Raw genomic sequence first — 24,294 nt, 5'->3', positions numbered from 1 at the left:
TATAATAAGTTATCTTAAAAAAGTAACATATAGGAATTTGAAAGAGGTGGCTTTCTTATGGCATCACAACAATTAGGTCGTTTACGTTCTGAAATTGATCAACTTAATTTACAAATATTAGAGTTACTAAACGAAAGAGGTCGTCTCGTACAAGAAGTTGGTAATTTAAAAGAAGTACAAGGTGTGAAACGTTTTGATCCTGTACGTGAAAGAAATATGCTGGATTTAATTGCAGAGAATAATAATGGTCCATTTGAAACTTCGACTTTACAACATATTTTCAAACAAATTTTTCAAGCTGGTTTAGAATTACAAGAAGATGATCATCGTAAAGCATTACTTGTTTCTCGTAAGAAAAAAACAGAAGATACGATTGTTGAAATTAATGGTGAAAAAATTGGTGACGGAAATCAGCATTTTATTATGGGACCGTGTGCAGTGGAAAGTTATGAACAAGTACGTCAAGTTGCTGAAGCAATGAAAGAGCAAGGTCTGAAATTAATGCGTGGTGGTGCGTTCAAACCACGTACTTCACCGTATGATTTTCAAGGTCTTGGATTAGAGGGATTACAAATTTTGCGCCAGGTAGCAGATGAATATGATTTGGCTGTTATTAGTGAAATTTTAAATCCGAATGATATTGAGATGTCATTAGATTACGTTGATGTTATTCAAATTGGTGCTCGCAATATGCAAAACTTTGATTTGCTAAGGGCAGCTGGTGCTGTAAATAAACCAGTATTATTAAAACGTGGTCTATCAGCAACGATTGAAGAATTCATTAATGCGGCAGAATATATTATGGCAAAGGGAAATGGGAACATTATTTTATGTGAACGAGGTATTCGCACGTATGAAAGAGCGACGCGTAATACGCTTGATATTTCCGCTGTGCCGATTTTAAAGAAAGAAACACATTTACCTGTCGTTGTCGATGTAACGCATTCTACAGGGCGACGTGACCTTCTCTTACCAACTGCAAAAGCAGCGATGGCAATTGGTGCAGATGCAATTATGGCTGAAGTACATCCAGATCCAGCTGTAGCTTTATCAGATGCGGCGCAGCAAATGAATATACCGCAGTTCAATGATTTTATGAATGAATTAAAATCATTTGGAAGTAAATTATAAAAACTTTTAATGAGCTGTTCCAAAAAGGCATTTTGGAACAGCTTTCTCCTATTGTATAGCGACTGTCATTGTCGATTTTTGTTGGTAAGTTGATATATTTAAAAAATCGCTGATATAATTAGAGTTGCGGTCGATATATTTGGAAAATCGCTGATATATTTCGAGTTACAGTCGATATATTCGAAAAATCGCCGATATAAATTTCATTTACTATCGTACTGCTTAAAATAAGATTTTTACTTAGGAAACATCTATTTTTTTACAAAAAATGCCCTTTTTTCATAAAAAATACGAAAATACGAGAAAAGAAGCGAATTTTTTCGAAACTTTTGCGGGAAAATATTGTATGAGCCTGCGTTTTTATCGTATCATTAGTAAAAGGAAGAACTCGGGACGATTGGTGGCATCTGCAAATAGAGTTGATGTCTTTTTTTCATTCAAGTAACCGATACATAAAAATAGATAACAAAAATAGAAGGAGTGTGCGATGAGATGAACGTAACAATCTATGATGTAGCGCGCGAAGCAAACGTTTCAATGGCTACCGTATCTCGTGTTGTGAACGGTAACCCAAATGTAAAGCCTACAACAAGAAAGAAAGTATTAGAAGCAATTGATCGTTTAGGATACCGCCCGAATGCGGTAGCACGTGGACTAGCAAGTAAGAAGACAACTACAGTAGGTGTTATTATTCCTGATATCTCAAATACGTTTTATGCAGAACTTGCACGTGGAATTGAAGATATCGCAACAATGTACAAATATAACATCATTTTAAGTAACTCTGATCAAAACAAAGAGAAAGAGTTCCATTTATTAAATACGATGCTTGGAAAACAAGTGGACGGAATTGTTTTCATGGGTGAAGATATTACAGACATTCACATTGAAGAATTTAAAAAATCTCCAGTACCAATTGTATTAGCAGCGTCATTTGATGAGCAAAATGAAACGCCATCAGTAAATATTGATTATACACAAGCAGCTTATGATGCAATGAAGCACTTTATCGAGCAAGGACATAAACGTATCGGTTTCGTCTCTGGTCCTTTCATTGATAAAGCGGGAAGCGCGAAGAAGTTACAAGGTTATAAAAAAGCTTTAGAAGAAGCAGGTATTTCATATGATGAAAATCTTGTAATCGATGGAGATTACACATATGACTCAGGTATCGAAGCATTCGAAAAGCTTTGGAGCAATGATGAAAAGCCAACAGCAATCTTCGTGTCTTCTGATGAAATGGCACTAGGTGTAATCCATGCAGCACAAGACGCTGGATTAAACGTACCAACTGACGTAGAAGTACTTGGTTTCGATAATACACGTCTTGCATTAATGGTTCGTCCGCAGCTTTCAACAGTTGTTCAACCGATGTATGATATCGGTGCAGTAGCAATGCGTTTATTAACAAAGTATATGAACAAAGAAAAAGTGGAAGATCACACTGTTATCTTACCTCACCGTATCCAATTTAGAGATTCAACGAAGTAAGTATAAAAAAGCTCACAGCGATTGCTGTGAGCTTTTATTCGGATTCAGGATAGTATTTTTGTACGACTGTATCCACCGCTTTATTTTTCTTAACGTGTAAAAATCTTGCGTACAGTTCTTTTCCGGTTTCAAATGGTGTATTGTCTAATTCAAACACATGCAACACTTTTCGGAACTTCCACGTTATTTGCTCACCGTACACATTATCGTACGTATCTTCAGATTGCATAGCAATTTTTTTACCAAGTTCGTGAGCATCCTCTAAACTGTTTGCTTTAACAAGAATAATGCTTTCTTCAAAAAGTGTATTGTGATTCTCTTCATAATGCCCATCAATTTTCGTAGAATTAGGCTCACTACAATGAACAGACTCAAACAATAATTTTACAGCGTACATATTATGCTGCATGTTTCACTTTATAAATAATACTTGCGACAAGCGAAGCAGGTATTGTAAATACGTTACTTTGATAATGGTAATGTACTTGGGATTCTTCATAAGACATATTGTCATATAGTTCGTTTTGTGAGACATTCATTTTTTTCTGTTTTTCTTTGAGCATTTTAATGTAGTTGTACTGTATTGGGACGAGAATGATGAAATAAGCTAATACGATTAGTGAAATCCAAATCATTATGAACACTCCCTTATAAAGAATATTTCTATATAACAATTATATCAATAAAAAGAAAAAATAACCATTTTTTTGTTGGAGCTAATTTTCTTCTAAAAATGCGAACAGTTCCTTTTGGTTTTTTAAATTGTGATCAATACATGTTCGAGCAACATATTTCAATTCTTGTAATAATGCATCTACGTGCAAAGTATCATAATGAATTATATTTCCCTCTACCATCGTTTCGTCTTTTTGCAAGTTAATTGATATTTTTAGTACAGTTATATTACTTTGTAAATTTACAACTTCTATGTAAAAAAACTGTTTGTCTAAGTCAATCGTAACATAATCGCATCGTTCGGATAGCTCTAATTTACATGTAGTAGTATATTCCAAATGAAAGCCTCCTTATTGTATAAGTGTATGTTATAATGCCTTCGCTATAGATGGGGCTATTCCTTGTTATATGTCACATAAGTGCAAATTTAACTATTATAGGGCAATGTCATGTATAATAGAAAGAAAAGGCTTGTGAGGGGGGAAAAGAGATGATCGTTCTTTGGATAATTACGCTTTGTATGACTGCTATTTTTGCATATATGACGTTAAAACAAAATGGTTTAAAGCGATTTGTTCCAGGAAGTATTCTTGCAGGAATTGCCCTTATCACGTATGTAATTTCTATTTTTATTGAAAGTGTATCAGTAGATATGAGCACAAGTTTAATGTTTATTGGTATTACACTATTTGCAGGTAGCATTATGGTACTTGTGGTTGCTGGTATTATTTTATTTATTCATATGAATTCGGAAACGTTATAGCATATAGAAAAGGCATGTCCCGAGGGACATGCCTTTTTATCCGTTCAATTATGCTCTATCTTTAGAAGAGTTTTGCTGTTTTAGTAAGTCGCGAATTTCGCCAAGAAGTTCTTCTTCTTTTGTTGGTTCTGGAAGTTCTTCCTCTTTTTCTTCTTCTCTTTTAGATGTTAGTTTGTTGAAAACTTTAACAAACATAAAGATAGCAGCTGCAATAATTAAGAAATCAAAAATAGTTTGGATGAAGTTACCATACATAATAGATGATTTACCGAATGTAATTTTTAAATCTGTAAAGTCAACGCCACCTAATACCATACCAAGTAATGGTGTGATGATATCTTTTACTAAAGAACTAACGATTTTACCGAATGCAGCACCGATTACAACCCCGACAGCTAAATCGATTACATTCCCTTTGAAAGCGAACTTTTTAAACTCGTTCCACATGTGTTAATCCCATCCTTTCCACGATTCATTATGAAATTTATAATTCCTATCAACATATTCTATAGAAATTTATGAGAGAAATAAAGAGGGAATGGGAATGAAAGTAAATTCTGAAAAATGTATCCGTTTTAATTTTTATTTACATCATCTAGTAGAGATTGCAACAGTTGCTGCGTTTTTAATCCTTCTAATCCATCTACAACGGGCTTTGTATCGCCTTGTACACACTCAATAAAATGATGAACAGCATCTTCAAAACCACGTTGTTTTAACGTCGTATCCCATGATGGGGAACCACTTTGTGAAACTGAGTTTTCCTGTTCAATTTCAAATGTATTCATATTTTTTACGCGAATGATTTTTCCTGTCGTTACAAGTTCAATTTGTTCTAAATTAGTACCGGCATGGCGATGCATTGCAGTAGAAAGTAATAGTCCACTTGGAGTTGTATATGTATGATGTCCGTAAAGAAGTTCATTCTTTTCATTGATTTGCATCATATTGTGAACGGCGTTAAGGTCATCATTAGCTAACCAGCGAGCGGTATCTACAATGTGTAAATAATCATCTAACATAGTGAAGTCGTACGTATATGGCCCGACTTTATTTGTACGATGTTTTTCAATTCGAATCCATGAAATATCATGAGCCTGTTCTTTGGCAGCGACATACATAGGAACGAATCTGCGATTAAATCCGACCATTAATTTTCGGTTATACTTCTCGCTTAACTCGACTAGTTGCTCAGCTTGTTCCACTGTAGCTGCTAGCGGTTTATCAACATAAACGTCGATCCCTTTTTTTAGAAGTTCAGAAACGATTTCATAATGCGATGCAGTTGAACTATGAACGAAGATTGCATCGCATTCCGAAGCTAACATTTCAATAGAATGAAAGTCTTGAATTCGGTATTGCTGGCAAACTTGTTTTCTTTTCTGTGCGTTAGGTGTAAACGCCCCTACAAAATTCCAATCAGTTTCTTTTGTAAGTGTTGGAAGATAGGCCTTTTGCGCAATACTTCCAAGTCCAATCATCCCAATTTTAGGTTTGTTCATTTTTATTCCCACCCTATTAATAGTAATGTAACGGCTTAAATGTAGCATAGGGTGGGGGAGGAAGGCAAAAATTAGCTTTTTACTTACGGTCTTCTAACAAAATCTTCCCTATCTCCTCAAAGTGATGAGCGCGAGCATGCTCTAGCGGGGTAACACCATCATTGTCTGGAATATTTACATCTGCACCGTGCTCAATAAGAAGGCGAATGACTTGTTGCTGTGTTTCGTTTCCGTTATTTAGTACGATGGCTTCCATTAAAGCTGTCCAACCGAGATTATTGACATGGTTTACATCGATATTTGTTCGAGTGAGGAGTTCTTTTATAACGTCAATATAGCCATGTTCTGAAGCTGGGATAAGAGCTGTTCCGCCGTAACGATTTGTAATCGTAGGATCTGCACCAGCATCAATTGTTAGTTTTAAAATGTCTAAGTAACCTTCCGCACCGGCGTATAGAAAGGGATTATTTTTCATGTCATCTTGGATATTTACGTCAGCACCAGCTTCGATAAGAGCCTTTGCGGTTTTTACATTATTTTTGTATGTAGCAATCATAAGCGGAGTGCGTCCTTGATTATCCATCGCATTTATATTTGCGCCTTGTTTTAGTAAAGATATAACAGTATTCGTTTCATTTTTTTCAGTAGCTGCTAGTAGTGCAGTCTCCATGTTTATCATCTCCTTTTTTACTTCTTGTTCTTGCGAGCATCCTTGTAAAAAAATTACGCAACATATCATACTGAATGTTTTTTTGAACATGGAATTTCAACCTCCTAATTTCAACTGTAAAATAGGAACATTAAATTTTTATAAACTGACGCTAAAATTACTATAAAATCGCTTGAGTAATTGAACATATATTTTTATGCTTATAAATAATAAGGTTTGATAAAGTGAGGATTTAAGATATGTCTATTAAAACAAGGTTTTTATTTTCTTATATTGCTGTTATCCTCGTTTCCATTACGCTTATATTAGTCGCGGGATTTTTAATCGTTTTTTCGATAACAGGTGATTTGGAAGCAGTGAAAAATTTCTATAAAAGTTCTTATATTCAAAAGCCGCTTACACCAGAAGAAGAGAATGCCTATCTTGAGTTGAAGTCAGCAGCCAAACAGCATCAATCTCAATTGTTAGATGAGTCGTTTGTCTCAGCAATAGAAAAAGAGGGTGTGAAAATAGTAGTAAGAAAAGGAGAAACACTTTCATATGCTTCAAACGTATTTGAAAGTGTTTCTTTAAAAGAAGCCCTTCCGAAATTTGAATCAGCAAATATTAATAGTCGTGGTACAACGGAACTAGGCGATACATTTTATCGATATGTAAAGTTTGATTTTTATTTTCCTCAGGAAGAAGAGGGAAGTATATTTGTATTAAAAAAGCAAAGTTCATTTGTAGATCTTACACAAAAATTATTTCCAATCTTATTCGTATCGCTTTTACTACTAGCCATTTTACTCATTGGATTATTAAGTTACCTCGTTTCAAGAAGTGTAATAAAACCAATTTTTGTATTGAAAGGCGCAACGGAGAAAATTAAAGAAGGAAATTTAGATTTTCAAATACCAATTACATCACACGACGAAATAGGGCAATTAAATCAAGGGTTTGAGGAAATGAGGAAGAGATTAAAAGAATCGATAGAGATGCAAACACAGTATGAAGAAAATCGAAAAGAGCTTATTTCAAACATCTCTCATGACTTAAAAACACCGATTACATCAATTATAGGATATGTAGAAGGAATAAAGGACGGGGTAGCAAATACGCCAGAAAAAATGGATAAGTATTTAACAACTATCCATACGAAGGCAAAACATATGGACACACTCATTGATGAACTATTTTTATTTTCGAAGCTCGATTTGAATCGAGTTCCATTCCAGTTTGAAACAGTTGAATTGAATACGTTTATGCAAGAATTAATAGAAGAGATGCAGATGGATTTAAGTGAAGAAGATATAGAAGTGCGCCTACAGTTACATGCATCACCACTATATGTAACGGCTGATTGCGAAAAGATCAATAGAGTTATATCAAATTTAATTCATAATAGTGTGAAATACATGGATAAAGAAGAGAAGAAAATTACTGTAACAGTATCGAGTGATAATAATAAAGTTATTGTGAAAGTGATGGACAACGGATCAGGTATAGAATCTGATACATTGCCGTATATCTTTGAACGTTTTTATCGTGCAGAACAATCGCGGAATTCTAGCACAGGTGGAAGTGGACTTGGTTTAGCGATAGCGAAGCAAATTGTTGAAGAACATGGCGGGGAAATTTGGGCGGAAAGCGAGCTTGGGAAAGGCACAAGCATTTTCTTCTCATTGGAAAAAGTAGAGGAATGTGGTGAGTAAATTGAAAAGAATTTTATTAATAGAAGATGAAGTAAGTATTGCAGAATTACAGCGAGATTATTTAGAAATTAATGATTTCCAAGTTGATGTAGAGCATTCAGGAGAAATAGGTTTACAAACAGCTCTGCAAGAAGACTATGATTTAATTATTTTAGATATTATGCTTCCGAAAATGAACGGATTCGAAATTTGTAAACAAATACGTGCTGTAAAAGATATTCCGATTCTACTTGTTTCAGCAAAAAAAGAAGATATAGATAAAATTCGCGGACTCGGATTAGGAGCGGATGATTATATAACGAAACCGTTTAGCCCGAGTGAATTAGTCGCAAGAGTAAAAGCACATATTGCCCGTTATGAAAGATTATTAGGAAATGTAAGTAAGCAACGTGATACGTTATATATTCACGGAATTTCTATCGATCAACGAGCGAGAAAAGTTTTTATAAACAATGAAGAAGTGGCGTTTACAACGAAGGAATTTGATTTATTAACATTCTTTGTCACACATCCAAACCAAGTATTAAATAAAGAACAGTTATTTGAACGCATTTGGGGATTAGATTCCGCTGGGGATTTAGCCACTGTTGTCGTCCACATTAGAAAGCTACGTGAAAAAATTGAAAGAGATCCTGCTCACCCGCAATATATTGAAACGGTATGGGGAGCTGGTTATCGTTTTAATGTGTAATATACCTGCCGAGTAATTGGCAGGTTTTTTTGTATGTTATTCAAATGGAAAGGAAGGAATAGGTAATTTATGTTAAAATGTAAAGAGAAACAAAACAGAGGAGAGCATGAGGGGCGTGCTATATTTTGGGGGATATATTAAAAGATAATAAATCAAACAAGGCTTTAAAGATTGGAACTAATATCGTACTTATCTTATTGATTATTGGTGCAATACAAATGTTTTATGATAAAGATTATACAAATGATCATTTCGGCTGGTTATTTTTAGTATTAGGTTGGATAGTTAGAAGCATTTTTAATATTACGATAGGTTTAAAAGAAGGAGATAAAAAGTCAGTGTTGTTTGATGTAGGTTTGGTGCTCTTTTCCTTTTATCTTTTATTTTTATATAGTACGAAATATTTCTTCTGAAAATTTAGCTCATAGTCTTATAGAGACTGTGAGCTTTCCTTAATAATAACGGTACTGGCGTAACGATTTATAAAATATTTGAGTAGTAGAAGTAAACAGGGGCGCTTCTTCTAAAAAAGGATAATGGTTGCTCTCCTCAAATGTCACAAAAGTAGAATCGCATATACCCTCATGTATCTCGATGGAATATTGAATAGGACACTGCACATCATATCTTCCGCATATAATAAGTGTCTTTGTTTGGATGAAAGGTAAATACTCTCTTAAATCAAATGAAGGATATTCATTGGCGAAAGCATTCATCCGGCTAATGGACATTGTTTTGTTGATTGGTTTACAAAAATAAGAGTTGTAGTTTTCTGGTTTAAACAATGATAATTTTGTTCTCTCAGTAGATAGTTCTTTTCGTTCTTCACTTGTAAGGTGAGGGCTTTTTAAGTTTTCGATGAGTTTTTGCATATAATGAAACTGTGGATGTGCTGGGTGATAAATGCAAAATGGTGTTTCGGTATAGTTACTTGCTGCAGCGCCTGCTATGACTAATGAGTGTAAGGAATTTGGATATGTAATCGCATATAAAAGTCCAAGCATACCACCTGTTGAATGACCGGCGAAATGCCATGTTGGAAGTTGTAATGCTTCTCGTATGGCTTCTAAGTCGTGGATTGTTTCAATCATGCTTAATTCGTTTTCTGACTGGGCGGTTACAGAGCGACCAGTATCTCGTAAATTAATGAGAAATACACGATGCGTAGCAGTAAAAACATCCGCAAAGTAATCACCAGTTTCATTAAATTGTGAATAGTGATGTGTAATACAAAGCGATTCGCCATTTCCTTTTGTAAAGAGTTCAAATGTACCGCGTTTCGTGTTGATTATTTGTTGTGTCCACATAATATCACGACCTTTTCTCATAAAAGTTGGGCCAGACTGTTATGAAATGAAAATATATCAGCGATTATTAGAATATATCGGCGCAACTCGGAATATATCAGCGATTATCAAAATATATCGGCGTAACTCGGAATATATCAGCGATTATTAACATATATCGACTTACCGACAGAAAACGACAATAATAGCAAACTTCAAATAAAAGGAGGCTATTCAAAAACGAGCCTCCTTTTCGTTAGTATAAAGATTTTGTCATATTATTCCGAATAATTTCAAGGGATTTCGCTACAGTTAATGCGTTTTTTTCTTCAATTTCTGGTTTACGGGGGATAGGTTTATACATGTTGTCTGGATCTTCCCATGTGAGGGGAAGTTCTGTTTCTGCTTGTCCTTTCCAAGCTGCAATCCATTCTGGAGGGAGATAACCTGAGATGTTTTGGATGTTGTTCATTTCGAGCCAAATGAGTGCCCAAGCTCTTGGAACGACGCGCCAGTGATCATAGCCACCGCCGCCGACAGCGATCCAGCGACCGTCGCAATATTCATTAGCAATTTCACGAGCGAGCTTCGGTATTTCGCGGTAAATATTCATTGTCGCACAAAGATGTGTAAGTGGGTCATAATAATGTGCGTCAGCACCATTTTGCGTTAAAATAATATCCGGTTTAAAGTACGCTGCAACTTCTTTTACAACAGTTCGATATGCTTCTAAGAACGATTCATCTTCTGTAAAAGCATCGAGTGGAACGTTAAAAGAATAACTATAACCATTACCTTGTCCACGTTCGTTTACAGCGCCAGTTCCAGGGAATAAATAGCGACCAGTTTCATGCAGTGAAATGGTGCATACGTTAGGGTCATCATAAAACGACCACTGTACGCCATCACCGTGATGAGCATCTGTATCAATATATAAGACGCGTAAACCGTATTTCTTTTGAATATATTTCATTGCGATAGAACTGTCGTTATAAATACAAAAGCCAGATGCTTTGCCGCGAAAGCCGTGATGTAAGCCGCCGCCCAAATTAAGTGCGTGTTTTACTTTTCCGGAAAGAACAGCATCGACAGCTGTTAACGTACCACCAACGAGCAATGCGCTTGCTTCGTGCATATTTGGGAACATTGGTGTATCTTCTGTTCCGAGTCCATATGTCATCGCAATTGATTTTTCTAACTTTCCTTCTCCAGCACGTTTTACCGCATTTATGTACTCCTCTGTATGAATGTAGGCAATCTCTTCATCTGTAGCCATCCGTGGTGAGATGATTTGAGAGGGAGAGATGAAACCGCCCTTTTGTAATAAATCATACGTAAGTGTGACGCGCAGTTGGTTAAAAGGATGATCAGGGCTAAATGAATAGCCCCGAAAGTCATCCGAATAAATAAACGCGCTACTCATGCCTGCATCCCCATGATGTTTGGCCATAATACGCGGTAACCTTCTGCTTCAAGTGCATCAATCACTTTTAGAGGATTCATCGTTTGAATGCGGAAAACGAGTACTTTATCATTCTCGTCTTTTGCTGGGTAGACGAGAACGCTCACGATATTTATTTGTAAATCACTAAAAATAGCAACGACTTTTCCAAGAATACCAGGTTCGTTTTTTACTTGAATTTCAATTTGCGAACTTGGTTGATGTGCTCCTGTTAATTTTACTAATGTGTGCAGTACTGTAGATTCAGAAATGATTCCAACTAACTTCCCGGCCTTTGTAACAGGAAGACAGCCAATTTTATTTTCAAAAAATAAAGTAGCAATTTCCTCAACAAAATCGAGAGGATGGCAAGTCATAACAGGATGTTTCATAATAAGTTCGAGCGGTTGCTGTAGCATATCGAGTGAAACTTGTTCATCTAGAATAGACGGACTTGCATCTCTTACATCCCGATCAGAAATAATGCCTACGACGTGATTATTTTGATCGACAATTGGAATGTGCCGAATGCCTTTCGTGCGTATCGTTCGGATTGCTGTTTCGATTGTATCGTTTGGATGTAATGTAACTACATTTTGATTCATAATTTCTTCTACAATCATTCCAGTTGCCCCCTTTATTAATACATAAAACGATTGTGAAAACGTAGACGATCAAAAGCTTGAATAGAATCCGTATCAACGCGTTTACCGATGCGGACCATTAAACAGTTGGCAGGATGTGAACAAATTTCAGGATCGTCTGTAGCCATCCATTGTAACCCGCCAGCATTCATCATCTTCTCCATTACTTTTCGGTATTCCCACACATTCAATCCTGTTTGTTTCAAATCCCAGTGCCAATAATATTCAGTCGTCAATATAATGTAATCTTCCATATAATCGTCCATCATAGAAACCTCTAGTAAGTTCTTTCCGACAGAACTCCCGCGGAAGGCTGGGACTACTTCAATTGCCCCAAGCTCAATTAAGTTTTCCATTTTTCCTTCTGACCATCGTTCAAGTGGATCAGGATACAAGTATGTAACATATCCAACAATTGTTTGGTCATGTCTAGCAATAATGAGACGAGCTTCTGGTAATTTAGAAATTTCGACAATTGCTTTATATTGTTGTTCGGCAGGACGAAACGCAATTAAGTCTGGATGAAACTCATACATTTCTAAGTTATGTGTAGAGACAGGACCTTCAATAATTAAAGTGCCTTTCGCTGTTTTTAAGTTTCTAGCATTATATATTTTTTTATGAATCAATGTATTGCTCACCACCTTGAGGGTTTGTGAATCTATTAATATCGTACTTTATAATATATGCGATGTGAATCGAAATTTGTCATTAAAAATTTGTCTAAAAATCAACAAATATACTGAAAATTTTAAATAATGTCATTATAATAGATAATAGAATACATAGGAGGGGGATGTAAAGTATGAAAGTAGAAACGCTTCCTGTCATTAAAGGAGAAAATAATTTGCCGAATTATGATGAGGCATACGCGAATTTTAACTGGGAAGAGGTTAATAAAAACTTTACTTGGAATGAAACAGGCCGAGTAAATATGGCGTATGAGGCAATTGATAAGCATGCGAAATCCGATCGAAAGAATAAAGTAGCTCTTTATTATCAAGATGGATCGCGAAAAGAGAAATATACATTTAAGGAAATGAAGGATTTTTCTAATAAAGCAGGAAACGTCCTTAAGAATTATGGCGATGTAGAAAAAGGCGATCGCGTTTTTATTTTTATGCCACGTTCTCCAGAGTTATATTTCGTACTTTTAGGTGCAGTGAAATTAGGAGCAATTGTTGGACCGCTATTTGAAGCATTTATGGAAGGCGCAGTTCGCGATCGCTTAGAAGATAGCGAAGCAAAGGTGTTAATTACAACGCCTGAATTGTTAGAGCGCGTACCATTAAATGATTTACCGGCTTTAAAAACAGTTTTCCTTGTTGGAGATAATGTAGAAGAAGGCGGTAAAACGGTAGCGTTCAATCCTTTATTTGAACAAGCTTCAAAAGAATTACATATTGAATGGTTAGGCCGTGAAGACGGCTTGATTCTACATTACACGTCTGGTTCTACTGGTAAGCCAAAAGGTGTGCTTCATGCGCAAAACGCAATGGTTCAGCACTATCAAACGGCGAAGTGGGTATTAGATTTAAAAGAAGACGATGTATATTGGTGTACTGCTGACCCGGGCTGGGTAACTGGAACAGCTTACGGTATTTTCGCACCGTGGTTAGTTGGAGCGTCAAACGTTATTTTAGGTGGACGCTTTAGTCCAGAAGCTTGGTATGAAGCACTGCAAGATTACGGTGTGACGGTTTGGTACAGCGCACCAACAGCATTCCGTATGTTAATGGGAGCTGGACAAGACGCAATTAAAAAATATGACTTATCACAAGTTCGTCACGTATTAAGCGTTGGTGAGCCGTTAAATCCAGAAGTAATTCGCTGGGGTATGAACGCATTTGGACTTCGTATTCATGATACGTGGTGGATGACAGAAACAGGTGGACAAGTTATTTGTAACTACCCTTGTATGGAAATCCGTCCAGGTTCAATGGGTAAACCAATTCCAGGTGTGAAAGCAGCGATTGTTGATAATGAAGGAAATGAAGTGCCTCCTTACACAATGGGTAACTTAGCAATTGCGAAAGGTTGGCCATCTATGATGCGTGGGATCTGGAATAACCAGCAAAAATATGAATCTTATTTCATGCCGGGAGATTGGTACGTATCAGGCGACTCTGCCTATATGGATGAAGATGGATACTTCTGGTTCCAAGGACGTATTGACGATGTAATTATGACGTCAGGTGAGCGCGTTGGTCCGTTTGAAGTAGAAAGTAAATTAATCGAGCATGCTGCTGTTGCAGAAGCTGGTGTAATTGGTATTCCTGATCCGGTGCGCGGCGAAATTATTAAAGCATTTATCGCACTTCGAGCAGGATACGAACCATCTGATGAATTAAAAGAAGAAATTCGTCAATTTGTAAAGAAAGGCCTAGCAGCTCATGCAGCGCCACGACAAATTGAATTTAGAGATAAATTACCGAAAACGAGAAGTGGTAAAATTATGCGCCGCGTATTAAAAGCGTGGGAGCTGAATTTACCAACAGGTGACTTATCAACGATGGAAGATTAAGAGAGGAAGGTCTGAACGAAAAATGTTCAGGCCTTTCTTTTTTATGATATCATGAACTTATATATACAAGTTAAAGGGGATAGTATGATGAAAACAGAAAAGGAAAAGATGATACTAGGAGAAATGTACATACCGGCTGATCTAGTTTTAGTACAAGAAAGAGAGCAAGCGCGTATATTAACGAGAAAATTAAATGATACGTCAGAAGAGCAATTGAAAGAGCGTAGCGAAATCGTAAAAGAATTATTCGGAACGACAGGAGATAATATTCATCTTGAATCTTCTTTTAGATGTGATTACGGCTATAACATTCATGTCGGTGAAAATTTTTACGCGAACTTTGACTGTACGATTCTAGACGTATGCCCGGTAACAATCGGAGTGAACTGTATGTTAGCTCCAGGTGTCCACATTTATACAGCAACGCACCCACTTGATCCAATTGAGCGTATAAGCGGATCAGAATACGGAAAACCAGTTACAATTGGCGATAACGTATGGATTGGCGGAAGAGCAATTATTAATCCAGGTGTAACAATTGGAGACAATGCGGTGATCGCATCTGGTGCTGTCGTAACGAAAGATGTGCCTAATAATGTAGTAGTTGGTGGGAATCCTGCAAAGATTATAAAAAAACTAAAATAATATTTGAACGAAGTGCCTTCCTCGTCTGTATACATTTATGAAAGAATAGATGAGGGAGGCTTTTTTATATCTAATAAATTACTCTTTGCGACGTTGTAAAGGATTGGAGAGAAGTGAAATTCCACCTCTATTTGACATGCCTATATAAATGATGGTATAAAGAAAAGTATATGAATAATTGAGCGTGGAAAGGGAGAAGTAGTGATCATTTCCCTGTTTTAGAGAGCTGATGGCCGGTGAAAATCAGCACATAGATGATCGCGAATTACGCCCCTAGAGCATCTTTTTTCGATTGAATTTTATTCAAAAGGGAAAAGACGGTGCTAAGCCGTTATGTAAATAAGGTGGTAGGCTTTTTTTGCCTGCAACTAGGGTGGTAACGCGATAATCAAAATCGTCCCTTATTTGAAGGGGCGATTTTTTTATGTTTTCAACTTTCACGCCAGTAATGAACTTAAAGGAGAGTATGTAGGATATGGGTATTTTACAAGATCTTGAATTTCGCGGTCTAATTAATCAGCAAACAGATGCTGAGGGCCTTGAGCAATTATTAGAAAAAGAAAGCGTTAAATTGTACTGTGGTTTCGACCCGACAGCAGATAGCTTACACATTGGTCATATGTTACCAGTATTAATGTTACGTCGTTTCCAATTAGCTGGTCACCAACCAATCGCACTTGTTGGCGGTGGTACTGGTATGATCGGTGATCCAAGTGGTAAAAAAGCAGAGCGTACGTTAAATACGAAAGATACAGTTGCTTACTACACAGAAAGCATTAAAAACCAACTTTCAAACTTCTTAGAGTTTGAAAACGTGGACAACCCAGCAACGATGGCTAACAACTACGACTGGCTTGGTAGCTTAGATGTAATTTCATTCTTACGCGATATCGGTAAAAACTTCGGTTTAAACTATATGTTAGCAAAAGATACAGTAGCATCTCGTTTAGAAACTGGTATTTCATTCACTGAGTTTAGTTACATGATTTTACAATCATACGACTTCTTAAACTTATACCAACAACATAATTGTCGTCTGCAAATCGGTGGTAGTGACCAATGGGGTAACATTACAGCTGGTCTTGAATTAATCCGTAAATCAGAAGAAGATGCGAAAGCATTCGGTTTAACAATTCCACTTGTTACTAAATCTGACGGTACGAAGTTTGGTAAAACAGAAGGCGGCGCAATCTGGTTAGACCCAGAGAAAACAACTCCTTACGAGTTCTACCAATTCTGGATTAACACAGATGACCGCGACGTTGTTAAATACTTAAAATACTTCACATTCTTATCTCATGAAGAAATTCTTGAGCTTGAAAAGCAAGTAGCTGAAGCGCCAGAAAAACGTGCAGCACAAAAAGCATTAGGTTCTGAAATGACAAAACTTGTTCATGGTGAAGAAGCATTAGAGCAAGCGATTAAAATTTCAGCTGCATTATTCAGCGGTTCTGTAGCAGAACTAACTGCAAGCGAAATCGAACAAGGATTCAAAGACGTACCATCTGTAGAACGTACTGCAGAAGATACAGTATTAATCGACTTACTTGTAGAAAGCAAAATCTCTCCATCAAAACGTCAAGCACGTGAAGATGTAACGAACGGCGCAATCTACGTAAACGGTGAGCGTACACAAGCATTAGACTACGTTGTAACAGAAAACGACCGCATCGAAGGTAAATTCACAATCATTCGCCGCGGTAAGAAGAAATATTTCTTAATTCGTTACTAATAAATAAAAGCTTTGAGGAAATTCCTCAAAGCTTTTTTGTTTTAATCTCCTTTTCGAGTTCATACGGAAATCACATGTAAGCGGTATGATAAACTTATAACAATTAGAAAGGAGTGGTAAAACGAAATGTCACTAGAAGCATTGATTATTTTTTCTTTGCTAAACGCGGGTCAACTTGCAGAGAATTCGAAGGTTGATATACATAAAGAGCAGAAAGATGCTTATGTATATGTTCAAAAAGAGGAAAATAAATAACTTTAATATATATAAATAAAAGCTACTCGAAGTAACTGTTTTGGTGTCTTCGGTAGCTTTTTACATTATGAATAAATAGGAATCAATTCTCGCTTAAAATCTTCGTACATTTCAAAGGCAATTTTCATGATTTCTTTGAGTTCATCGTAACTGTGGAAATATAACACGGGTACTTTTCCCATGTCATTTGATAACAATCTTATAAATACGTCCCAAGGGTCTCCAACTCTAACTTCATCATTATGCCATGCTTCCCAAATTAATTCAGCAACACCATATTTTAAACTGATGTTAAATCTAAAGGCGTAGCTATCTTTGTTTTTTACTTCACCTACAATAAAAAAGTCTGCTTTTTTATTGTAACGAGCTTTATAGCCAAGAGTCTCGAATACTTCAAATACTTTTTCATTTTCATAGTTTTCAAATGTATTTTCACTATTAGAAAATTTTTCTGATAAAGCTTTATATCTTTCTACAAAGTTAATTTTCTCAAGTACCTCTTTTATTTCAAGTTCTAAATCATATGCCATCAATTATTCCTCCCTAAATCTAATCCTAATAGCATATTTACCTTTCATTTCTTTCAAATACGTCTCAAAATTTCCCCTGAATTTGTTTCTTTTTTCGTACGTGAAATTGAAGTCTTTACAAATGTATAATTTGCTTGATACAGTTCATTTTGAAGTATCTTAGTTATAATATTTTCACCAGTAAAATCAAATATTCCTTTTCCATGATATTTGATTCGAAACAAAGGAAAAGCTAGCGTAAACGTTAGTTTAAATAGTAATCAGGCGTTCTTCTTTGTGTGATTTTTATCTCCATCGCCATGCAATCGTGGTATCTTCAATGTGGATTGCTGGAATGCCGATTCCTAAATACTTCTCTTCGTTTTCATCGAAAACGGACCAATTTTCATCGTCTAGAAATTCAGGGTCAATACTTTCAAAGCCAAAAGTACTGTCTTCGTCTACCATTTCACGAAAATATTCTTGATAGGGTTTACTATTATCATTTAAATGTATTGTTCCATACATCCATGGTGTTTCTGCAAAAATGTCTCTGATTTCACCTATTTCAGTATCTTTAAAGTATAATTTCATATTTGCACCCTCTTATTCATGAATTTTGAAATAGTCTTTTGGTATCTCGCCTTTTATCAAATACTCATTATCTCTTTTTGTCTTAGAGCGAGTTTTTTCCAATGAGGTGTTGTTAGTCTATCCTGCTCAATTAAACGTTCGAAATCGAATAGAACGGTATAAATTTTAGTTAAATGAAGAAATCCGGCTCTTGTGAGTCGGATTTTCTTTTTTTTATATTTAAAATAACATTGTCTTTCTTGAATATGAAATTATGAATAGATAGGAATTAATTCTTGTGGCTCCACTTTTACTATTCATGTTAAAAGTCTAAATCTTTTTCATTACCATCATAATCTACTAGTAATGATCCTTCGTCTAAGGTATCCATTAACCATTCCACCAAACCATTCCATGATCTAGAAACGCTGTGAGTCTCCCTATCCCATTGTATTACCGTTGCATCGTATCCATTGCTTGATTCTAAGTCTATACATATCGAGTCACCATAGTTTAAATCTGCGATGATTAAATACGTGTCTGGCATCTTTGTCGGTCTTCGTTCTTTTTTAAACGAATCATTTAGATAGGAGCCACCACGCTGTTTTGGGCCCCCAGCAGCTGTATGAATTTCTGACAGGACTGTTCCAGGTATAAATAATTCTCCACCATTACACACTTGGAGAAAATCTTTATATATATCAGGAATTTGAATGTTAAGTTCATTTTGAAGGCTTGTTATATCTTCTAAGCTGATTCCATTATTTAGGTTGTGAATACCATCTACATATTTATTAACTTCCTCAAAAAATGGTTGTAAATGATTGTTTTTTGAATAATATTTTCTTAGCATAAAACCATCTCCCTCTATTCATGTTTCCAAGGCGCAACGTCTCCAAAGTCAGTCATACTATCATTCTTAGGAGTATAGTAGCCATTTGTAGGATTGTGATAATTCCCACGATGGGCGTCAAGATGTTCGTTTACATCCATATTCCTTCCCTTTAAAAATTGAATGTTATCTGGTTCACCAGCAAAATCAGGATATTCATTAGCAGATTTCATATGCTGTCCCTCGTAGCCTTTCACTTTTCCTGTTTGTAATAACTCTAGTTTTTCTGCAGGGGTCCAATCTCTCGTTCCTTTTCCAGTTTTTTTAATTAATTCTTTCTCTTGTCTCCATGCGTGGCGAACAGCTTTCTGGCGAAGAGCTGAAAATTGTTTATCTGTTAACCATTTTCCGTTTACATTATATTGTTTTTTTCCATCAACAATCCGTATTTTTTCTGTATTCTTAACACTATTACCAACCTCGCTAGAAGACTGGGATTTTTGAAGGTTGTTAGCATCGGCTTTCTCCTTTATTCTACCACTAGTCCCATTAGAAGAAGAGTGGAACTTTTGAAGAGTATCCTTACCATTTTGAATTGCATTACGCCCAACAAATACACCATGTCCAACAAGACTAACTCCAGCCGTTGTAGCAGCTGCATCAAACGTAATAGCAATTGGTGATGCTAATCCACCAGTTCCTACTGTTGCGACTAGAGTTAAAAAATTAGAGCCGCCTATGACGGTAAGGCCTTCTAGAATTTCTATAATGGAAGCCGCTCCTGCTATAACATTTCCCGTGAACCTTCCCGCTTGATAAGTTAACTTGCTTTCTAATTCATCATTATCAGGTGATTCTAGTCCAATAACGCTTTCGAAAGCCGCGCTGCCAGCGCCTTGAAAAAATTCTTTCATAAATTCCCAAGTACTGATAGCTGTTTTTTCATACCATGGTCTATTGGCTTCTTGTTCTCGTAAAGCAATTGCTTTTTCAATTTGTGCTTTACTTGCTGTAATTGCTTGAATAGGACCCGTCCACTCCATATTCAACCCTTGCGTACTAAATGTACCACTTGCAGGACTAAAACCTTTTCCACTTTGAACTTCCGCCAAACCTGTCGCAATGCTAGCGGCTAGTTGGAGTGCAGTATCATAATTATTACTAGAAGTATAATTAAATTCATAGAGATGTTCTAATTTTTCTTGCAGTTTTTGCCTCATGACAGTAAAAAGATTTACCATAGCGTCCATACCTGGGATCGGCATAGTTTGGTTGAGCGCTTCTGTACTTGCTATCATTCGGTCAATTTCCCGAATTTGTTCTAATATCTCTTGTTCAATTACATCTGTAGAAGCGACTTGTGATTGAAATTGATTTGGAAAAGCATCATTCTGACGAATTAATTCTTCACACAAATAAATGATTCCTTGTGCCAAAGGTCGAAAGGTTTGTACAAAAAATGATTTTGCACTGCTATATGTTTGTCCTTGTAGAACAGTATCAATTGCAAAAGCATCAATCGACTGAATAGCTTGTTCCATACCTTGAATGGTAGCGGTACATACAGCATTCATACTTTGTGTTTGGGTATGTACTTCCCCTAGATACATATTTAAACTCAAAAATCTCTCCCCTTTAATAAGTAAATGATACCAATTTAAGGAGAGAACTGTAAATGTTACATTGCAATGAGTTTATTAGAGGTAGTAATATACCTCAAAGCGAACTTATCCATATTCAAAATGACAGGTGACATAAAAAAATAAACTCACATTTCTATAGCATATAATGTGAGTTTGAAAGTTGGAAATGAAAAATAGTAGGATTAAAAATAGTTTGAACTTTTATTAATCAGATAAAATTACAAGCTGGTTTTTGTGATATAAATGGGCATTTGTATTCATAAATTGTCTAACTTTTCCGCCTGTCATTCGATATGTACATACTGCGCATACAGCAATATGCTGTCCGGGGTTTATATCTTCTGGCGAAAGTGTTTCAGAATCGAAGTAAATAGAGGGTGAAGGAATTTGCTCTATACCATTACTACTAATTCCTTTTTTTCCCCAACGAAGGTTTATAGCATATTTCCCTGACATTTCTATATATCGCACGCTGTCTACAATGCCTTCTATACAAATGGGATGTCTGTTTTCCCATTTTAGTTGTTTGACGTAATTGCACGATTGTATATAACGGTCAGGTTCATAATAAAAATCACTCCACTTTATTCTTTTTCCATGCATTTCAATTTCAATAATAGAGTGTAGTTCGGTTTGTTTTTCTAGAATATTCCGTAACTCAATTATCTTTTTCATGGTTGATAAGTATGAGTTTAAGCTCCCGCTAGAATGATAAGTTCTATCTTTTTTATTCAGTGCCTTGTTTTGATCATTCTTTGGCTTTGTAGTTTGATTTTTCAATTCTTCTAAAGGCTCATGGATCATATTTAAGCGAAATAAAAAAGTTTTATCCTCTACACTTTTTAAAATGTCATCATCGGAATCACGTGCGATAACTTTAATCTGACCGAGTGTATTGTATGAACAGAATTCCTCGTGGTTTATGCCGCCTTTTCGGTAAAAAAGCGCTGGAATTTCTACTTCATTTCTCATATGTCTTGTGCGATGCGCCACAGGTATTCTACAAACTTCACATTCTAATTCTTGTTTTAAATGCTTATTTACAGGTTCATCTATTTCTTGCGCTGAAACCTTTTCATTCAAAATTGTCGAGTAAGCTTCTTTCATTGTTACTGCCATTTTCCTCTCCTCCTAATAAAGAAAATTTACCACCATCATAAATTGTATTTATATAGGATATTTTACCATTATCAGCATTTGAAGTGGCTAGGTTTGGAATTTAATATTTGACGTATGAAAGAAATTTGGTATTTGAAGATAATCTGATTTTTATTACGTTATTTTGAAAAGAGGGGGGAATTTAATTATAAGTAGATTCTTTTTGCGCTTTTTTTAGGGGTATTAATATAACTTCAAACAAATTCACCAATATTTTAAATAAAAGGGGGATTTACATAAATATCATGAAAATTATCGTGATAATGCATAGTCCTTGTACATCGTAATAACCTTATGTAATAATGGTGATTTAGAGCATAAGGAGGGACCAAAGTGAATATAGCACTAATTATTACATCAATTTTTTCATTAGCTACATTAGTTGTATCAATTTATAACGCTAGAACCTTAAATGAAAACAAAGAAAAAGATCGTAGGATAGCTGTAGAATTATCTGAGAAAAGAAGAATGCAAAATGATTTATTCGAACACATTACAAAAGTTCTTGATTTGGGTAGAAGGTGTAGTGTGGAAACTGATGAAAAAGAAAAGCAAAAAATAAAATTTGAATTGTTAAATCATAAAATATTTATTTGGATTAACTTAGATAGAAAAAATAAGTTTACAAAAGATTTAAGGATAAACTGTAATGAATATATTACCTGGTGGGCTTCTTTTTTAGATTCATCGAATGATGAAGAAAAATCAAATTTCGAGAGAGCATCTTATAAAAATATGAAGTCAATATGGATTCTGATTGATAAATATATTGAAGAAGAAAATAAATTAATTGAAGAATTAATGTAGTCACATTCAATCGGGTGTGCTCTTTATTATGTATTAGATGTATATGCGATTGAACGTGGAAAGAACCGAATATATTAAATAATTAGCCAAGTAAAAAAGTGAACGCCTACCGAAAATATTCGTTCACTTTTTAATCTTTATAAATGTAGTTCATAATTTCCGTCAGTACTATTGGGCTTTCTAAATATTTCCTCGAATGGATTAAGTTTTTTTGAGAAACCATTTTTTAATGCAAAGTGGTAACCTTCTTCAGTTATAACTTCTTGTAATACTAATCGTTCAAATCCTTTTTCTTTAGCGAATGTTTTAAACCATTCAAGAACAATACTTCCCTTACCTTGATTACTTGGTGTAATGTTTATAGCAGTAATCGCCAAGTATGGATCGGGGGAAAATTCGCTTCTAAGGTTAATGGTGACTTTAGATTTTTTAGAAGAAATATCTAAAGAATACTTAGAAAGACCTTCTATGAACATTATTTCATCTTGTACTAATTCGTCTAATAACATTTTTAATTTTTGAAAGTCTTGTACATGAAGAGGAATCTTGTTGAATTTTTCTTTCAAAACAAGTAACTCCTTTTATCATCTGTTTTTTGCACTTATCCATTTCTATACACACGCCAGCCATTATATTTTTTGTCCCAAACTAGCCCCACTTAGCCCCAGGTGCATACTTTGTAATGCTTTATTTTGCATTATTAGTGATAAATAAAAAAAAGCCCAGGCCCCTTGATAAACAAGGTTCCTAAGGCTTTTAATACTACTCTTTGCAGAGTACCGAGATTAACGAGAGTAGAACTCTACGATTAATGCTTCGTTGATTTCAGCTGGTAACTCAGAACGCTCAGCGTGACGAGTGTAAGTAGCTTCTAATTTGTCAGCATCGAAAGTTAAGTATTCTGGTACGAAGTTGTTAACTTCGATCGCTTCTTTAACAACAACAAGGCTGTTAGATTTTTCGCGAACGCTGATAGTTTGACCAGGTTTTACACGGTAAGATGGGATATCTACGCGAGCGCCATCAACCATGATGTGACCGTGGTTTACTAATTGGCGAGCTGCACGACGAGTGCGAGCTAAGCCCATACGGTAAACTAAGTTGTCAAGACGAGCTTCAAGAAGGATCATGAAGTTTTCGCCGTGCTTACCAGGCATTTTACCTGCTTGGTCAAATGTGCGACGGAATTGACGCTCAGTCATGCCGTACATGTGACGAAGTTTTTGTTTCTCTTGTAATTGTAAACCGTATTCTGAAAGTTTCTTACGTTGGTTAGGACCGTGAGGACCTGGTGCGTAAGGGCGTTTTTCTAATTCTTTTCCTGTGCCGCTTAGAGAGATTCCAAGACGACGAGACAGTTTCCAAGCTGGACCTGTATAACGAGCCATAGTTGACTCCTCCTTTAAAAATGTTTTTATTTACGTAAAATAAAAACAGACGTAATCGATATTTACGGGCATTTTGTTTTCATGTACCTTCGCTCCAGCAGCAGGGAGTTACGAGATACACCTCCGTAGAGGAACAAAATACAAACGATAAACTCACATTACAAGGCTGCCTTTTTATTTTACACAAACGCTATTATATCTTTTACCCAGAGTTTCGTCAAGCGAGTACGTTTTTGTTTT

General features: G+C 35.7%; 28 protein-coding genes and 1 other annotated feature. Of the genes, 11 read left to right on the top strand and 17 right to left on the bottom strand.

Translation table 11 applies throughout. From position 1 onward, the window contains the following. The first annotated feature begins 57 nt into the window (after positions 1–57). The gene (locus MKY21_RS23515) at positions 58–1,131 is read left to right on the top strand and encodes a bifunctional 3-deoxy-7-phosphoheptulonate synthase/chorismate mutase (protein ID WP_000168204.1); all 1,074 of its coding nucleotides are present in this window, start codon (positions 58–60) and stop codon (positions 1,129–1,131) included. 492 nt (positions 1,132–1,623) lie between these two features. Continuing rightward, positions 1,624–2,622 carry a catabolite control protein A gene (gene ccpA, locus MKY21_RS23510; protein WP_001103297.1) on the top strand — a complete coding sequence of 333 codons (999 nt, stop codon included), beginning with the start codon at positions 1,624–1,626 and terminating at the stop codon, positions 2,620–2,622. A 34-nt stretch (positions 2,623–2,656) separates the two neighbouring features. Here the strand turns inward: ccpA and MKY21_RS23505 are convergent, their stop codons facing one another. The 3 genes from MKY21_RS23505 to dhp61 all read right to left on the bottom strand — a co-directional run bounded on the left by MKY21_RS23505 (position 2,657) and on the right by dhp61 (position 3,635). Continuing rightward, positions 2,657–3,019 carry a DUF4288 domain-containing protein gene (locus MKY21_RS23505; RefSeq protein ID WP_016118735.1) on the bottom strand — a complete coding sequence of 121 codons (363 nt, stop codon included), beginning with the start codon at positions 3,017–3,019 and terminating at the stop codon, positions 2,657–2,659. A gap of 1 nt (position 3,020) precedes the next feature. Beyond that, a complete protein-coding gene (locus MKY21_RS23500; RefSeq protein ID WP_000637899.1) occupies positions 3,021–3,257 on the bottom strand; it encodes a DUF3949 domain-containing protein in 237 nt (78 codons plus the stop codon). A gap of 81 nt (positions 3,258–3,338) precedes the next feature. Next, complete coding sequence (gene dhp61, locus MKY21_RS23495; RefSeq protein ID WP_016118734.1) at positions 3,339–3,635, bottom strand: protein Dhp61; 297 nt, start codon at positions 3,633–3,635, stop codon at positions 3,339–3,341. Between the two features lie 152 nt (positions 3,636–3,787). Here dhp61 and MKY21_RS23490 point away from each other — a divergent pair, with 152 nt between their 5' ends. Then, on the top strand, positions 3,788–4,060 hold the full coding sequence (locus tag MKY21_RS23490; RefSeq protein WP_000636590.1) for a DUF3917 domain-containing protein: 273 nt from the start codon (positions 3,788–3,790) through the stop codon (positions 4,058–4,060). A gap of 48 nt (positions 4,061–4,108) precedes the next feature. Here the strand turns inward: MKY21_RS23490 and mscL are convergent, their stop codons facing one another. The 3 genes from mscL to MKY21_RS23475 all read right to left on the bottom strand — a co-directional run bounded on the left by mscL (position 4,109) and on the right by MKY21_RS23475 (position 6,322). Continuing rightward, positions 4,109–4,507, bottom strand: a complete 399-nt coding sequence (gene mscL / locus MKY21_RS23485) for a large-conductance mechanosensitive channel protein MscL (protein WP_000267003.1) — start codon at positions 4,505–4,507, stop codon at positions 4,109–4,111. A gap of 128 nt (positions 4,508–4,635) precedes the next feature. Then, positions 4,636–5,562: a Gfo/Idh/MocA family protein gene (locus tag MKY21_RS23480; protein ID WP_341077477.1), complete on the bottom strand. Its 927-nt coding sequence runs from the start codon at positions 5,560–5,562 to the stop codon at positions 4,636–4,638. Positions 5,563–5,641: 79 nt separating this feature from the next. Continuing rightward, the gene (locus MKY21_RS23475) at positions 5,642–6,322 is read right to left on the bottom strand and encodes an ankyrin repeat domain-containing protein (RefSeq protein ID WP_341077474.1); all 681 of its coding nucleotides are present in this window, start codon (positions 6,320–6,322) and stop codon (positions 5,642–5,644) included. 149 nt (positions 6,323–6,471) lie between these two features. Here MKY21_RS23475 and MKY21_RS23470 point away from each other — a divergent pair, with 149 nt between their 5' ends. The 3 genes from MKY21_RS23470 (at position 6,472) to MKY21_RS23460 (ending at position 9,030) form a co-directional block, all read left to right on the top strand. Next, entirely contained in the window at positions 6,472–7,926 is a 1,455-nt protein-coding gene (locus MKY21_RS23470; RefSeq protein WP_137074514.1) for a sensor histidine kinase, read from the top strand. A 1-nt stretch (position 7,927) separates the two neighbouring features. Beyond that, positions 7,928–8,617, top strand: coding sequence for a response regulator transcription factor (locus MKY21_RS23465; protein ID WP_001986686.1), 690 nt, complete (start codon positions 7,928–7,930; stop codon positions 8,615–8,617). A 125-nt stretch (positions 8,618–8,742) separates the two neighbouring features. Then, positions 8,743–9,030, top strand: coding sequence for a hypothetical protein (locus MKY21_RS23460; RefSeq protein WP_144574438.1), 288 nt, complete (start codon positions 8,743–8,745; stop codon positions 9,028–9,030). Between the two features lie 39 nt (positions 9,031–9,069). Here MKY21_RS23460 and MKY21_RS23455 read toward each other — a convergent pair whose 3' ends face one another. The 4 genes from MKY21_RS23455 to acuA form a co-directional block, all read right to left on the bottom strand. Continuing rightward, entirely contained in the window at positions 9,070–9,945 is an 876-nt protein-coding gene (locus MKY21_RS23455) for an alpha/beta fold hydrolase (RefSeq protein WP_341077470.1), read from the bottom strand. 214 nt (positions 9,946–10,159) lie between these two features. Continuing rightward, the gene (gene acuC, locus MKY21_RS23450; protein WP_000092807.1) at positions 10,160–11,326 is read right to left on the bottom strand and encodes an acetoin utilization protein AcuC; all 1,167 of its coding nucleotides are present in this window, start codon (positions 11,324–11,326) and stop codon (positions 10,160–10,162) included. Then, positions 11,323–11,967 (bottom strand): acetoin utilization AcuB family protein, encoded by a 645-nt coding sequence (locus MKY21_RS23445; protein ID WP_000634583.1) that lies wholly within the window; start codon positions 11,965–11,967, stop codon positions 11,323–11,325. Before MKY21_RS23445 ends, acuC begins: the two co-directional genes overlap by 4 nt. Before the next feature lie 17 nt (positions 11,968–11,984). After that, entirely contained in the window at positions 11,985–12,617 is a 633-nt protein-coding gene (acuA, locus tag MKY21_RS23440; protein WP_000581388.1) for an acetoin utilization protein acetyltransferase AcuA, read from the bottom strand. Between the two features lie 176 nt (positions 12,618–12,793). Here acuA and acsA point away from each other — a divergent pair, with 176 nt between their 5' ends. The 4 genes from acsA to MKY21_RS23420 all read left to right on the top strand — a co-directional run bounded on the left by acsA (position 12,794) and on the right by MKY21_RS23420 (position 17,144). Beyond that, positions 12,794–14,512, top strand: a complete 1,719-nt coding sequence (gene acsA / locus MKY21_RS23435; RefSeq protein ID WP_098686540.1) for an acetate--CoA ligase — start codon at positions 12,794–12,796, stop codon at positions 14,510–14,512. An 84-nt stretch (positions 14,513–14,596) separates the two neighbouring features. Continuing rightward, positions 14,597–15,157: a maltose acetyltransferase domain-containing protein gene (locus MKY21_RS23430; RefSeq protein WP_002001062.1), complete on the top strand. Its 561-nt coding sequence runs from the start codon at positions 14,597–14,599 to the stop codon at positions 15,155–15,157. A gap of 176 nt (positions 15,158–15,333) precedes the next feature. Further along, positions 15,334–15,562 (top strand) — a binding site (T-box leader). 70 nt (positions 15,563–15,632) lie between these two features. Next, complete coding sequence (gene tyrS, locus MKY21_RS23425) at positions 15,633–16,889, top strand: tyrosine--tRNA ligase (protein WP_000512092.1); 1,257 nt, start codon at positions 15,633–15,635, stop codon at positions 16,887–16,889. A gap of 126 nt (positions 16,890–17,015) precedes the next feature. Further along, positions 17,016–17,144: a hypothetical protein gene (locus MKY21_RS23420; protein ID WP_000050940.1), complete on the top strand. Its 129-nt coding sequence runs from the start codon at positions 17,016–17,018 to the stop codon at positions 17,142–17,144. Positions 17,145–17,209: 65 nt separating this feature from the next. Here the strand turns inward: MKY21_RS23420 and MKY21_RS23415 are convergent, their stop codons facing one another. The 5 genes from MKY21_RS23415 to MKY21_RS23395 form a co-directional block, all read right to left on the bottom strand. After that, positions 17,210–17,674: a hypothetical protein gene (locus tag MKY21_RS23415; RefSeq protein WP_065703043.1), complete on the bottom strand. Its 465-nt coding sequence runs from the start codon at positions 17,672–17,674 to the stop codon at positions 17,210–17,212. A gap of 285 nt (positions 17,675–17,959) precedes the next feature. Beyond that, positions 17,960–18,247, bottom strand: a complete 288-nt coding sequence (locus MKY21_RS23410; RefSeq protein ID WP_000780767.1) for a hypothetical protein — start codon at positions 18,245–18,247, stop codon at positions 17,960–17,962. Between the two features lie 301 nt (positions 18,248–18,548). Next, entirely contained in the window at positions 18,549–19,079 is a 531-nt protein-coding gene (locus tag MKY21_RS23405; protein ID WP_076875959.1) for an SMI1/KNR4 family protein, read from the bottom strand. Between the two features lie 14 nt (positions 19,080–19,093). Next, positions 19,094–20,680, bottom strand: a complete 1,587-nt coding sequence (locus MKY21_RS23400; RefSeq protein ID WP_341077463.1) for a T7SS effector LXG polymorphic toxin — start codon at positions 20,678–20,680, stop codon at positions 19,094–19,096. A gap of 225 nt (positions 20,681–20,905) precedes the next feature. Beyond that, positions 20,906–21,820: a hypothetical protein gene (locus MKY21_RS23395; protein ID WP_076875957.1), complete on the bottom strand. Its 915-nt coding sequence runs from the start codon at positions 21,818–21,820 to the stop codon at positions 20,906–20,908. A 372-nt stretch (positions 21,821–22,192) separates the two neighbouring features. Here MKY21_RS23395 and MKY21_RS23390 point away from each other — a divergent pair, with 372 nt between their 5' ends. Further along, the gene (locus MKY21_RS23390; protein WP_076875956.1) at positions 22,193–22,666 is read left to right on the top strand and encodes a hypothetical protein; all 474 of its coding nucleotides are present in this window, start codon (positions 22,193–22,195) and stop codon (positions 22,664–22,666) included. Between the two features lie 137 nt (positions 22,667–22,803). On the opposite strand, the gene MKY21_RS23385 is transcribed toward MKY21_RS23390, so the two are convergent. Beyond that, entirely contained in the window at positions 22,804–23,232 is a 429-nt protein-coding gene (locus MKY21_RS23385; protein WP_267377572.1) for an N-acetyltransferase, read from the bottom strand. Between the two features lie 219 nt (positions 23,233–23,451). Continuing rightward, entirely contained in the window at positions 23,452–24,054 is a 603-nt protein-coding gene (gene rpsD / locus MKY21_RS23380) for a 30S ribosomal protein S4 (protein ID WP_000135317.1), read from the bottom strand. Positions 24,055–24,294: the final 240 nt, after the last annotated feature.

The organism is Bacillus sp. FSL R9-9497, from assembly GCF_038005805.1.
Lineage (GTDB): Bacteria > Bacillota > Bacilli > Bacillales > Bacillaceae_G > Bacillus_A > Bacillus_A cereus.
The sequence above is the reverse complement of the archived record's forward strand: the minus strand, read 5'-3'. Positions and strand labels throughout refer to the sequence as shown.